Source organism: Reichenbachiella carrageenanivorans (assembly GCF_025639805.1).
GTDB lineage: Bacteria > Bacteroidota > Bacteroidia > Cytophagales > Cyclobacteriaceae > Reichenbachiella > Reichenbachiella carrageenanivorans.
Map to the genome: position 1 here is coordinate 3,513,127 of NZ_CP106735.1, position 12,279 is coordinate 3,525,405.

Annotated in this window: 12 protein-coding genes; 9 read left to right on the top strand and 3 right to left on the bottom strand. The window is 39.7% G+C overall.

Features of this window, described 5'->3' with window-relative positions:
- Window positions 1-90 precede the first annotated feature (90 nt).
- Window positions 91-888 (top strand): hypothetical protein, encoded by a 798-nt coding sequence (locus N7E81_RS14150; RefSeq protein ID WP_263050245.1) that lies wholly within the window; start codon window positions 91-93, stop codon window positions 886-888.
- Window positions 889-1,114: 226 nt separating this feature from the next.
- Here the strand turns inward: N7E81_RS14150 and N7E81_RS14155 are convergent, their stop codons facing one another.
- Window positions 1,115-2,134 carry an IS110 family RNA-guided transposase gene (locus N7E81_RS14155; RefSeq protein ID WP_263050246.1) on the bottom strand — a complete coding sequence of 340 codons (1,020 nt, stop codon included), beginning with the start codon at window positions 2,132-2,134 and terminating at the stop codon, window positions 1,115-1,117.
- A gap of 239 nt (window positions 2,135-2,373) precedes the next feature.
- Here N7E81_RS14155 and N7E81_RS14160 point away from each other — a divergent pair, with 239 nt between their 5' ends.
- The 3 genes from N7E81_RS14160 to N7E81_RS14170 all read left to right on the top strand — a co-directional run bounded on the left by N7E81_RS14160 (window position 2,374) and on the right by N7E81_RS14170 (window position 4,811).
- The gene (locus tag N7E81_RS14160; protein ID WP_263050247.1) at window positions 2,374-3,933 is read left to right on the top strand and encodes a serine hydrolase; all 1,560 of its coding nucleotides are present in this window, start codon (window positions 2,374-2,376) and stop codon (window positions 3,931-3,933) included.
- Window positions 3,934-4,174: 241 nt separating this feature from the next.
- Window positions 4,175-4,531: a type II toxin-antitoxin system RelE/ParE family toxin gene (locus N7E81_RS14165; RefSeq protein ID WP_263050248.1), complete on the top strand. Its 357-nt coding sequence runs from the start codon at window positions 4,175-4,177 to the stop codon at window positions 4,529-4,531.
- Window positions 4,521-4,811 carry a helix-turn-helix domain-containing protein gene (locus N7E81_RS14170; RefSeq protein ID WP_263050249.1) on the top strand — a complete coding sequence of 97 codons (291 nt, stop codon included), beginning with the start codon at window positions 4,521-4,523 and terminating at the stop codon, window positions 4,809-4,811. Before N7E81_RS14165 ends, N7E81_RS14170 begins: the two co-directional genes overlap by 11 nt.
- Window positions 4,812-5,116: 305 nt before the next feature.
- Here the strand turns inward: N7E81_RS14170 and N7E81_RS14175 are convergent, their stop codons facing one another.
- A complete protein-coding gene (locus N7E81_RS14175) occupies window positions 5,117-6,109 on the bottom strand; it encodes a zinc metalloprotease (RefSeq protein ID WP_263050250.1) in 993 nt (330 codons plus the stop codon).
- A gap of 236 nt (window positions 6,110-6,345) precedes the next feature.
- On the opposite strand from N7E81_RS14175, the gene N7E81_RS14180 reads away from it, so the two are divergent.
- From N7E81_RS14180 to N7E81_RS14200, 5 genes are all read left to right on the top strand, one after another.
- Window positions 6,346-6,753 carry a hypothetical protein gene (locus N7E81_RS14180; protein ID WP_263050251.1) on the top strand — a complete coding sequence of 136 codons (408 nt, stop codon included), beginning with the start codon at window positions 6,346-6,348 and terminating at the stop codon, window positions 6,751-6,753.
- Between the two features lie 280 nt (window positions 6,754-7,033).
- A complete protein-coding gene (locus N7E81_RS14185; RefSeq protein WP_263050252.1) occupies window positions 7,034-9,355 on the top strand; it encodes an acyl-CoA dehydrogenase family protein in 2,322 nt (773 codons plus the stop codon).
- Between the two features lie 402 nt (window positions 9,356-9,757).
- Window positions 9,758-10,207, top strand: coding sequence for a thioredoxin-dependent thiol peroxidase (gene bcp, locus N7E81_RS14190; RefSeq protein ID WP_263050253.1), 450 nt, complete (start codon window positions 9,758-9,760; stop codon window positions 10,205-10,207).
- A gap of 44 nt (window positions 10,208-10,251) precedes the next feature.
- Entirely contained in the window at window positions 10,252-10,593 is a 342-nt protein-coding gene (locus N7E81_RS14195) for a hypothetical protein (protein WP_263050254.1), read from the top strand.
- A 327-nt stretch (window positions 10,594-10,920) separates the two neighbouring features.
- The gene (locus N7E81_RS14200; protein ID WP_263050255.1) at window positions 10,921-11,628 is read left to right on the top strand and encodes a DUF2490 domain-containing protein; all 708 of its coding nucleotides are present in this window, start codon (window positions 10,921-10,923) and stop codon (window positions 11,626-11,628) included.
- Between the two features lie 88 nt (window positions 11,629-11,716).
- Here N7E81_RS14200 and N7E81_RS14205 read toward each other — a convergent pair whose 3' ends face one another.
- The gene (locus N7E81_RS14205) at window positions 11,717-12,220 is read right to left on the bottom strand and encodes an FKBP-type peptidyl-prolyl cis-trans isomerase (RefSeq protein ID WP_263050256.1); all 504 of its coding nucleotides are present in this window, start codon (window positions 12,218-12,220) and stop codon (window positions 11,717-11,719) included.
- Window positions 12,221-12,279: the final 59 nt, after the last annotated feature.

Below are 12,279 nucleotides of genomic sequence, written 5' to 3' on the forward strand. Positions count from 1 at the left end.
ATCAGAGATTTGGCTATCTTGTAGCCGAAACTTAAACTAAATCACACGCCACGATTGATACAGTGGCGTTATGTCTAACTAGAATTTTAAATGAAAAAAATAACTCTATCGGTATTTTTTATACTCATTATTTTTAACGGCATAAGTGAAAATCCATGCCATGATGGCTATATGTCACCATATGGAGAAGATGAAGATTGGGGTATTGGTGCTTGTAAAATACCAATGGAAATAGAAATCCCGATATACGACACCAACCACAACTTTTTTGGCTATATACTAAAAAAGAATTGGCAAACAACAGTACATAATAAACAGTCTCAGCAGGTAGGCGTTCTTAACTTTAATAGTGTTACTGCAATAAGTCATGAATCTAATAGTTTTATAAAATTAAAAAAATGGAAAAACAGCCTGTATTACCACTTTAATTGGAAATCAATAAACGGTGGTTATCTATTAAAAAAACAAGATTTAATTGACAACCAAGCTTATATATATAGTTATCGTGACTTAATTATACGTGATGATATTTCAAAGCACAAAAGATATTATGCAACTGAAAGAGGAACCCCTATGGGAGTTAACGTAATAAAAAGTTGTCTCAAATTAAGAGAATCACCTTCCTTAGAAGGGAAAGCCATTATATGCATTCCTGGAAACGACTGGGAATCAGAAATAAAAACAAGAGTAATTATTAAGGTTATTCAAGAAAATTGGGCTCTTGTTGATGTAGAATTTATTAAACCTACAACGGTAGAATGTGGTGAAGAAGTTGAATGGTGTTGTGACTCATACCCTGTTCAAGAAGTAAAGGAGGGTTGGATTAAGTTTATTGATGACAATGGCTTTCCTAACTTATGGTTCGCAGTTTCTTCTTCAGGATACTAAAAATAGACATAACATTACCTACCACTCCATGGTGATTACTGCTAGAGTTGAGTGTGGCAGTTTCTAGCATCACCGGAAAATCTTCGCTTTTCCTCACATGGTTGAAAAAAGGTAGTGATGAAAATCGAAGATTTTCCTAATTTGTAAACGAAACAAAATACGCGTCAAGCGCCACGGATGATAGCTGGACGATATCTATGGTAAAAACAAGCGTATTGGTCTTTTTTTAATCCAATTTCTCTTGATAAGGGGTTCCTCTTTTTACTACGGCGACTACTCTATGGAGTAGTTTGTTTCTCACTGCATTGAGTGCACTCATTTTACTTTTCCCTTCTTCGGTTTTCCGAAGGTAATATCCTCGAAGTTCTTTGTGACATTTGATGGCATTCATCGCACACATGTGTAGATGAAATTTGAGTTGTTTGTTGGCAAAACTTGATGTGCCTGGACTGGCAAATATGCTGGTTCCACTACTGTATTCGAAAGGAGCTACACCGCAATAACAAGCCAGCTTTCGGTTGTCCAACATGCGAGTAAATCCTTCTGTATAAACGATCAGATCCACGGCCAAAACCTTGCCTACACTTTTCACCGAAGTGACCAATTCGTAGAGGGCCTTTAAGTGTTTATCTATCTGAATCAATTCGTCCATTTTGGCTTCAACTTTATCTAAAGATTTTTTTAACCCACTGATAGCTGATCTACTGATTCTTTCGATTTCACGTCCTGCTTTTGGGTCTACTTTGGTCAACTCATCTACAGCAATTTGCTGACTGTGTAAACTTTTTTGAAGCCTCATTCTGGTTTTCATTAGATCTTTGAGGCGGTTTAAGGTAGGATGTGAGAGTTTGACCAGTTTGGCATCACGTTGATGATCAAAAGCAAAATTGGCAATTCTTTCAGCGTCGATTTTGTCTGACTTACCCCTGATTAGTCCCATGCTTCTTTTGATGTGCAGGGAGGATTCCAGCCAAACTTTGCATCCTCTTTTGAGCAAATACTTGACAATGTTTCTGGTATAGATACCGGTATGTTCCATGCAGAAAAGGATGTCCTCACCACAGTCATTGCCATGTTGTTTAAGCCATCTTTTCATTTTCTGGAAGCCTTCGCTATCATTACTAAACAAGCCATTGTTGCACTTCATCGATGAGCTGTTAATCAAAGCCACATCAATACTCATTTTGCTGATGTCTATACCCACGATATGTGGGTAGAAGATTTGTTTAGGGGTGGTATTTTCCATAATTTCAATATTAAGTTCAAAACCTTGATGTTAGGGCATCTCGACGGATCGGGATCCCTGAATATCTATCTGAACATTTAACAATGGAAAGCAAGCCCTGAATCGCCCGATAAGTCTGGGTAACTTGGTTAGCGCGTAGTTCTGGCTTGCTTTCTTTTACTATTAAAAGTAAAACCTTTATTTCTTTGATTAATTATAGACAGGAAAGCTAAAGGTTAGATGCAATCAACCTTTCATAGATGAATAGATCAATAATATTTATACTTCTAATAACCTTTGCCATTTCTCATAATGGTAATTCACAACTCAAATCTGAAGAAGTAAATGCACTTGTAGAAACCACTTTAGAGAAGTTTGGTAGCGCAGGAATGGCTGTTGGGATAGTAAAAGATGGTACAATTATACATTCAAAGGGTTATGGAATAAAATCCAAAAATTCCAACGATTATGTAAATGAGCACACTCAGTTTGCGATTGCCTCGAATAGCAAAGCCTTCACCACTACCGCACTGGCTATTCTGGTTGAACAGGGCAAAATTGACTGGGATGATAAGGTCATTGAGCATATTCCAGAATTCAAAATGTACAATAGCTATGTAACAGAAAATTTTACAATTCAAGATTTATTAACACATCGTAGCGGACTAGGTCTCGGTGCAGGAGATTTGATGTTTATTCCAGAAGGTTCAGATTTTACAATTCAAGATATTTTATCAAATTTTCAATACTTTGAACCTCAATCTGCCTTTAGAACCAAATATGACTATGATAATATCCTTTACATTGTTGCTGGAGAATTAATTGCAAGAGTAAGCGGTCAAAGCTGGGAGGATTTTGTCCAAAACAATATCTTCAAAACTCTAGGTATGCAAAATACATTTAGTTCTTTCTCGTCCATTAAGTCTACTAATAAATTAGCAACACCATTTTTGATTAAAAACGGAAACTTAGAACCAATTTCTCATTTTGAACAAACAGCAAACGGGGCAGCTGGAGGCATTATTTCCACTGTCGCAGATATGTGTCAGTGGATGCTCGTTCATCTAAATCATGGAAAATATGGAAGCAATAATGAAAATGAGTTGTTCACATTGGATACTCAAAGAGAGATGTGGAGAATACATAATTCTCATGTTTCCTACCCTGCTGAGCCATATAATTCTCATTTTTCTGGCTATGGTTTAGGATGGGAGCTTACAGATGTACAAGGGAAAATGGTAGCCTACCACAGCGGTCTTTTGCCAGGAATGGCCTCTATGACAATATTAGTTCCTGACTTAGAACTGGGAATAGTAGTAATGATAAATACTTCTGATGAAGTTGGAAACAGTCCTGTTGAACCCATAGTGCTGACAATTCTTGATAAATATTTACAAATTCCTGATAATGATTGGGTAAATAAAGTTCACAAAAGACTCCAATCAAGAACAAGTATCGCCGATAGTGTAGTAATTACAGTTTGGGAAACAGTTGAACAAGCAAATGATGATCATATAGTAGCAGACAACTACGTTGGTATTTATGAAGACAATTGGTTTGGACAAGTGGAAATATCTAAGAGGAACGATCAACTTTGGTTTCAATCTTTTAGATCACCAAAACTTAACGGTCGGTTGCAATATTATAAAGCTAATTCATTCGCTGTAAAATGGGAATATCAAAAACTGAACGCAGATGCATTTGTCATTTTTTCTCTTAATCAAGAAGGAAAAGCAAAAGGAATCAAATTGAAAGGTATTTCACCAGAGATGGATTTCAGCTTTGATTTTCAGGATTTGAACCTTATAAGAGTAGAATAAAAAAGCATCTAACATCATACATCAAATCATGCTTATGGATGCTAGCGGAAAGTTTTGAGCTTACTCTAGCCCCGCTGAATCTGGGATTCAGCCCATGGAAAATGAAAAGGAATGCGCTGAATCCCAGATTCAGCTATATTGCATCCTAAACTTAACTACATAACAAACGCACGCTTGATGTATAGGCGTTACAGTTCATGACCATTTTGAATAATGGTAACTTTTAAGTTACATTTGTCGTATGAACAAAATCAGAGAAGTAATAGCATACAAACATTACTTTGAAGAATTTCTCAAGAGCCAACCAATCAAGGTTCAAGACAAAGTCTTCAAAATAATTGAAGCTATTGAAACTCTAGAACGAATACCAAGTCAATACCTCAAACATCTTGAAAATTCAGACGGTCTATATGAAGCAAGAATTAAGCTGGGGTCAAACATTTGGCGAGTATTCTGCTTTTTCGACAAAGGAAAATTGGTGATTCTATTGAACGGATTTCAGAAGAAGACCCAAAAGACACCTAAGAATGAAATACAAAAAGCACTTAAATTGAAGTCAGACTATTACAACGATAAACTGAAGAAACATGGAAACTAAATCGTGGAAATCAATCAAAGATGACGTCTATGGAGTCGAAGGAACTGAGAGACGTGACCAGTTGGAACGAGAAGCCTCAAGTTTCTCAGTTGGACTACTTTTAAGGAAAGCCCGAGAAGATAAACACTTAACTCAGGAACAACTTGGAGAACTCGTTGATAAAAAAAGAACGTACATTTCCAGAGTTGAAAATGACGGAAGTAACTTAACCCTTAAAACACTTTACGATATTGTTGAAAAAGGTCTTGGCGGCAAAGTAACAATCAGCATTGACGTTTAAAAGAACTGTAACATTTTGTATGATATCATCCGTGTTCTCTGCTAGAATGGAGTGATCATACACCAATAGTTAGGACAGGGTTTGTTCGGTTTTAAGTTCTACAATAGTGTTTAATAAATCTTTCATTAAAGTGAAATCAAAAACTTTGCGGGGACTAAATTTCTCGCCCAAGAATACCTTTGAACTCTCCGCATTGCAAATAGTCACTACCCAGCTAAATATTGACAACTAAAATAAAAGCTTGCATTTCAATCGTCTAACAATTGAAATGCAAGCTTTTATTGATTACTCGGTACTTGCTTGAGTTAATTCCAAGGCCACCCACCCCATGCTTCGCAGTAGTTGCCTTTGTCATTAGGCCCTAGGAAGTCCCTAGATTCTCCTATGTAAAGCGCGTTCATGGTATTGACAGGCTGATAGACATAGTCGGTAGCCCCAGTTTCGGTATCTGTGAATGCTTGTAGGATACCAAAGTGACCGAGGTTGAGCGTATGGCCAAACTCATGTAAAATCACTGATTTCAAATCGATCACGCCCGACCCTGCACCATCTGCCCAGGTAAATCCGTCGTTGAACCAAACCTCAGTATAAGCCTTATCTTCCTTGCCTCGGGTAGACTTGATAGGATCACCATTGTCATCCACAAATACGAAGGAAAATGCCACTCCCAAAATATTCTCAGCTCCAAGAACAGCTTCAAAAATAGAAGCGGGCAAGAAACCGACCACAGAAATATCTGCAATCGGATTGCCAGTACTCGGCAAACCAAAGTCTAAAATCAAGCTAGGGTTACCCATGGCAAAGTCATAAGTCATCTCGTCTACAGTGACGGTATTGCAATAACCATCATTTTGCCACTTGGCATACATGCTGCGATAGATCGGTTCGGCATCATAGAGTTCATTGGCCACAGCAAAGGGATAGAACGAAACCCAATCAATATCATCCAAGTCTCCGTCACCATTCCAGTTACGGTTGATATCTCCAGGTACCCATCTGGAAGTCAATGTACTCTGAAACTGTTGATCAACCGTCTCCACTGTAGTTGCAGCATCGATAGTCTTAAAGGTATGTACATCTTTGACTTGGATGTTGCTACCGGCAAAGAGCGTACTATTTAGCATTGTTTTGATGTCTACAGTACCTGTTTGGCGTGCAGCGGTTTGGTAATTGATGAGCGCATCTGGGATGGTGATACTGATTTTAGGTTTGTTTTTTTGTGTTTGACTGACTTCGTTAAAATCTTGACAGGACACAATCATCAGTGTTGCACATAGTGCAAAAAATAACTTTTTCATAATTGAATTGTTTAGGTTGGTTATGTGACTTTCGTCCGAAAGCCCATTCTTAATGATGAAAATACAGGTTAATTTTGAGAGATACAAGAATGGATGCCTGTGTTTTCTGATGGTAACGTACTGATATAATGCTATTTATGATTGCATTTTTCAAGGACATTCAATTCAATCTCTTCTGGGAATATTGAAATACAAGCTCATATTCTTAAATTTGATTGTCTTAAAATCAGTTCGTCATGAGGCTATACTATCTACTGTTCGTGTTGCTTATTGTTTTAGCAAATACCTCTTGTGAAAAATCGAGAGATGATGGCGACTGGGATGATAATATCCATTTGTCTACTAGAGAATTGATCTTGCCTGCAATAGCCAGTTCTGGTCAAGTCACTACTAAAGGAGATTGGTGGTGGGTTTCCGAAATCCATGTCGACAACCAATCCTACTATGATTTTGAAGGTGTAGATTTGGAATTTCCGGGATATTCCATCAAGAGAGATAGTATAACCGTCACGCGTAGTGATGTAAATACTTTGGATATCCAATTAGGGAAAAACCCAGAGGCTACTTTTCGTGTCTTCATCATATCGTTACAAGCTGGCAATTATTTTGATTATGTCAAAGTCACACAAGAGGGAAGTAAATGAAGCTATTATTTCCCTGGGTTTAGTTGGGCCAGCACCGATGAGAAGAGCCGAATGGAAGTAGTGTAGAATATACTCCGTTTGGTGGTTTGTTGTTTTTTTGCTTTGCGAATAGTCTAATCTCTTGTGCGAGTTACTTTTCTTTAAATAAGTGGCTGATGGGTGTACATTCCTCCAATCTGCAAATGACTCCCTCATCGAATTATTTGGATTCAAATCTATTTCTTCATTCTCCACGTTTGCTATCTTACGATACAAACAGGTAATTAATATTTGAACTGATATGACCACAGACCTCTTAGCATCTCCATATTTCGAAAAGAACCCTTCACTTTACGCCTTTTTGCCTATGCTCTACATGGTATGGGCAGACGCTGTCCTTACGCCAAGTGAGGTGGTCAAAATCAGGGAATTGATGGAAAGTCAAGGCTGGCTGAGTAGTGAAGAGCGGGAGTTTCTACTCTCATATTTGGATCCCAAAAATCCACCTCGCCCTAGACAACTCAAGTCTTGGTTGGTAGAAATAAGAAAAACTGCAAATCAGCTCAGTCCAGAGATGCGCAACTCCCTAGTAGATATAGGTCTCAAGCTAGCGGCACTCAATGCTCGTAGTCAAGACATCGACTCGCTCGACAAAGCCCGCGAGCCACTGACCAACATAGAGGAAGCACTGGGCGTGATTACCAGCGAAGCTGCTTACCACTTGCGCTCCGCCAACCGTGACACTGTCACTGGTAGTCAAAGCACCGAACAGATATTTGACATACAGCAAATGGCCGACTTGCTAGACGGACCAGACAAAGAAATTATCCGGAAGGTGAAAACAGTCCTCTCAGACAAAGAGTTTGCTTACATCGATCCAGATAATCTTTCCGACTATCGCGAAAAAGTCTTGCAGTGGTGTAAGTACCTCGCGGAGCAGGGTTTTGGTGCCATGGCATTTCCTCAAGAGTATGGCGGCGGCGGTGACATGAGATCCTACTTCAGCATCATGGAAACACTATCGTACCACGACCTCAGCATGGTTATCAAGTTTGGTGTGCAGTTTGGGCTTTTTGGGATGAGTATTTACTTTTTAGGAACCAAAAAACACCATGAAAAATACCTGTCATTAGTAGGTAGCTTGGAGTTGTCAGGCTGCTTTGCTATGACAGAGACGCGTCACGGGTCCAATGTGAAAGGGATCGAAACCACGGCAACTTACAATCACGGCAATAAGACCTTTATCATCCACACGCCTCACCCTGATGCCTGCAAAGAGTACATAGGCAATGCCGCTGTACATGGTGAAATGGCGACAGTCTTTGCCAAGCTCGTTATCGATGGTGTAGATTATGGAGTCAATGCTTTTCTAGTTCCGCTCCGGGACAAAAACAAAAACACTTTGACTGGCGTCAAAATAGTAGACTGTGGTCGGAAAATGGGTCTCAATGGTGTGGACAATGGCAAAGTATGGTTTGATCAAGTCGTCATTCCTTATGACAATATGCTAGATAGATTCGCCTCTGTTAGCTCAGAAGGGCAGTTCGAAAGCCCCATCACCAGCGACAATCGTCGCTTTTTCACGATGCTCGGCACTTTGGTGGGAGGGCGTATCGGCATCCCTCGCTCGGGGCTCAGTGCCACCAAGAGTGGACTAGCCATTGCCATCAAATATGGCGACAAACGCAGACAGTTTGGCCCAGAGAATGAAAGTGAAGTACCCATTCTCAACTACAGAACCCATCAGCGTCGATTGATGCCGCTTTTGGCTAATAGCTACGCACTGCACTTTTCACTCCAGTACTTGACCGAGCGGTTTTTGAGCAGGACAGAGGATGATATGCAGGAGATCGAAGCACTCGCTGCAGGGTTGAAATCCTTCACGACATGGCATGCAACACAGGCACTTCAGGAATGCAGAGAAGCCTGCGGTGGCAAAGGCTACCTTTCCGAAAACCGCATCGACCGTCTCAAAAATGACACAGATGTGTACACGACCTTTGAGGGTGACAATACTGTACTGATGCAACTAGTGGCGAAAAGCAGGTTGTCGGAGTTTAAAAAGGAATTTTCGGACATCAACCTTTTTGGTATCTTGGGCTACATTGCAGATCAGGCGAAAACTTCTGTAACTGAACTCAATCCTATCACTGTCCGAAACACCAGTAAGGAGCACTTATTGGATTTTGATTTTCATTTGAGTGCTTTTCGCTATCGAGAAAAAGAAATCTTGAGTGCAGCTGCACGTAGGATTAAAAAGCATATTGATCAAGGAATGGACTCTTTTGATGCCTTCAACCAAACGCAAAACCACTTACTCAACGTTGGTTTTGCCTATGTGGAAAGAATCATATTGGAACAGTTTGTAGCGCAAATCGAGCGAACAGAAGATGCAGGCTGCAAAGCGATACTCACCCAACTGTGTCAGCTTTTTGCTCTGTCTCAAATCGAAAAAAACAAGGGATGGTATCTAGAGCACGACTACATGGCTGGTGTCAAAACCAAAGCTATCCGTCGTGAGATCAACCAGCTCTGCATGCAAATCAGGGAAAATGCAGTTCCGTTGGTAGAGGCATTCAAAATCCCCGATAGTTGTCTGGCAGCACCTATAGCTATGGTCTAAGCTAGAGTTATTAAACACTAGTGAATTGTGAAGGATACCTCATGAAAAAATGGTAGTTGCTATTTTTTCTTAGTTTATGCCACGTGCTAAAGACAGAATTAGGTTAATTAAAAAGAATATTAGATCAATAGCTAAATAAATCATACTGGTTAGTAATGTGAAAAAAAACTGCCCCTGATGCGCTTTTTCAAGGCGTGTCGGTTTTCTAGAGTATTTGCAATATGATGGAGAAGGATTTAGATTTATGGTATGTCAGACAAATACAAAGCGTATGAATTGAGAGGATCTAGACTTCGTCATGGTGACGGTTGTCGATTGACTACTTATATCTTTGGAGGAAGCTCATGCGCCTTCCAAATAAGTTTTTAAATTGCTACTGAATTTCTAATACACGTTACGAATATGAGTTTATCAGTAGGAGACCAAGCACCAGATTTTGAGGCGAAGATACAAGATGGCACGACTATTAAATTGTCTGATTATCAAGGTAAGAAAGTAGTCCTTTACTTTTATCCCAAAGACAATACCCCTGGGTGTACTGCACAGTCGTGCAACCTGCGAGATAATTACGAATTGTTACAAAAGCAAGGCTATGTGGTTTTGGGAGTGAGTACTGATTCCGAAAAATCCCACGTGAAGTTTATCGACAAGTTCGAACTACCCTTTGATCTGATCGCAGATCCTGACAAAGTAGTGCATGACCTCTATGGCACGTGGGCAGAAAAACAGATGTATGGTCGCAAGTACATGGGCACAGTACGGACGACATTTGTGATCGATGAGCAGGGCGTGATATCAGAAATTATTGGGAAAGTGAAAACTAAAGAGCATACGGCTCAGATTATCAAATAAGAAATACATAGACAGACTACTCTTTCAAATCAAGTAAAGTTCAAGTGTTGACCAAAAGACATATCGTAGTGACATTCATTGTTTTCCTTGCCGGGTTTTTCACGGTTTGTGACATGGGTATGGCGATGGTTAATATTGGGACTGACGCTATAGAGGGCAGAGAAGTAGAAGAGACCGAGATCCAAGAAACCTTGGAGTCGGGGCGCAAGAGTTTTGTGAATTTCTCAGGCGACGATGAAGATGATGTGGGTGCGTCAATGACTATTGACCGTTCTGATTTTATTTACTTTCGTAGTCACACAAAGGCTGCAGCTTTGCTATCAGTCCACCGAGTGTCCCCAGTCGCTCTCTATATTGTCTATTGCTGTCTCAAGCTAGCCTGCTAGGCTAAATTTTTACCCTTTTTTGCTTATTACCAATAGCAGCAAAGCATTCAACGAATGTTTTGACTGTGGGCTATATGGCCATTCCACCTCGGTATACCTATGATTTATAATGGATAAAAACCTAGAATAGGTAATAACTCTCTTTTATAAATAGGTAAAAATGCTGAACCCTTTTAGGTCATATAGCCCTAATATTGAGTTTATACAATAAAAGGAAAGAAGATCGTAAAAGAGTAGATAGTTTGCGTGTCAGATTTCATAAATATCAGATTAACTGAAGTGGTTTAAATAAACAAATTCACTTCACCGCATAAAAGAAAATTAATAATGAAAAGAATTTTAGCAGGAGTCTTGCTCCTACTCAGTACGATAGATAGTTATGGACAAGAGGTTCATGGAGATCCTAATGTTTGGTTTTTTATGTTGAATCATTATTCGCTCAATGAAAAATGGAGAATAGGCAATGAGTTGCATGTCAGAAGAAACGATTGGACCAAAGAGCAAGAACAGTTTTTGATTCGACCTTATTTGGATTATAAACTCAATGATAATGTGTCGTTTACGGTCGGATATACCTACATCAAAAATTCACAGTTTGGCAAATATCCGCTACCTACGGCAGTACCAGAAAATAACATTTGGGAGCAAGTGACTTTAACCCAAAAGATTGGGAAGTTGAAAATAATGCATCGCTATCGGCAGGAACATCGGTTTATAGGTGTGCCTGTTAAGGTGTCAGACGATAATTATGAAATAGACGGGACGCATTTCACTAATCGTTTTAGGTACCGATTTACGATGTTTAGAGACCTGACAGACGATTGGTTTGTTCATGTATTTGATGAGATTTGGTTTCACCAAGATGGATTGAAACCGAAGTCTTTTGATAGAAACTGGTTGTATGTAGGAGCAGGGTATAGGGTGGCAAGAAATGCCAATGTGCAGCTAGGGTTTCTGCACCAGTGGATCAGGGCTACTGCCGATAGGTATGCAGAGCGACCTACAGTACAGCTGATGTTCCAATACGATTTTTAAGAATAGTTCTAATAAGTATCTTTTGTTACGGCTACCAGACGAAGAGCACCCTCCATGTTCTAAATCTGGTAGCTTTTTTATTATTAATTTAATGTTGATGTCCACCTGGCCCGTGTACATGACCGTGCTCTAATTCTTCGGCAGTGGCTTCTCTGATCTCGACTACTTCACCAGAGAAGAAAAGGTCTTTGCCAGCCATAGGGTGGTTGAAGTCCATTTTCACATGCTCGTCTTTGATCTCCACGACTAGCCCTTGTAGTGGATTGCCTTCTTGATCGTTCATCGGTAGGTAGTTGCCCACTTTTACGATATCACCAAGTTTGCCATCTACTTCAAACATGTTTTTGGGTAAATCTACTACTGCGTTTTCATCTACAGGGCCATAGGCCTTGTCGCTCTCGATGCCGAATTCAAAAGAATCGCCAACGGCTTTTTCATTCAGATGAATTTCAAAGTCAGGTAATACCTGCTGTGCTCCAAACAAAAATACGAATGGTTCTTTGCTGTCCACTTCTTGGACTACCGCACCACTCTTATTTCCCTCTTGGAGTTTATAGGTGATGGATACTACTTTTTGGTTTCCTATATTCATTCGGCGAAGTTAGAAATATCATCCGACGAATGCCAATTGCCCCGCTTCTTATATATTTA

Bases quoted from the DNA above. Each gene is read 5' to 3' on its own strand.
- N7E81_RS14150 (WP_263050245.1), top strand. From the start codon at position 91: ATGAAAAAAATAACTCTATCGGTATTTTTTATACTCATTATTTTTAAC.
- N7E81_RS14155 (WP_263050246.1), bottom strand. From the start codon at position 2,134: ATGGAAAATACCACCCCTAAACAAATCTTCTACCCACATATCGTGGGT.
- N7E81_RS14160 (WP_263050247.1), top strand. From the start codon at position 2,374: ATGAATAGATCAATAATATTTATACTTCTAATAACCTTTGCCATTTCT.
- N7E81_RS14165 (WP_263050248.1), top strand. From the start codon at position 4,175: ATGAACAAAATCAGAGAAGTAATAGCATACAAACATTACTTTGAAGAA.
- N7E81_RS14170 (WP_263050249.1), top strand. From the start codon at position 4,521: ATGGAAACTAAATCGTGGAAATCAATCAAAGATGACGTCTATGGAGTC.
- N7E81_RS14175 (WP_263050250.1), bottom strand. From the start codon at position 6,109: ATGAAAAAGTTATTTTTTGCACTATGTGCAACACTGATGATTGTGTCC.
- N7E81_RS14180 (WP_263050251.1), top strand. From the start codon at position 6,346: ATGAGGCTATACTATCTACTGTTCGTGTTGCTTATTGTTTTAGCAAAT.
- N7E81_RS14185 (WP_263050252.1), top strand. From the start codon at position 7,034: ATGACCACAGACCTCTTAGCATCTCCATATTTCGAAAAGAACCCTTCA.
- bcp (WP_263050253.1), top strand. From the start codon at position 9,758: ATGAGTTTATCAGTAGGAGACCAAGCACCAGATTTTGAGGCGAAGATA.
- N7E81_RS14200 (WP_263050255.1), top strand. From the start codon at position 10,921: ATGAAAAGAATTTTAGCAGGAGTCTTGCTCCTACTCAGTACGATAGAT.
- N7E81_RS14205 (WP_263050256.1), bottom strand. From the start codon at position 12,220: ATGAATATAGGAAACCAAAAAGTAGTATCCATCACCTATAAACTCCAA.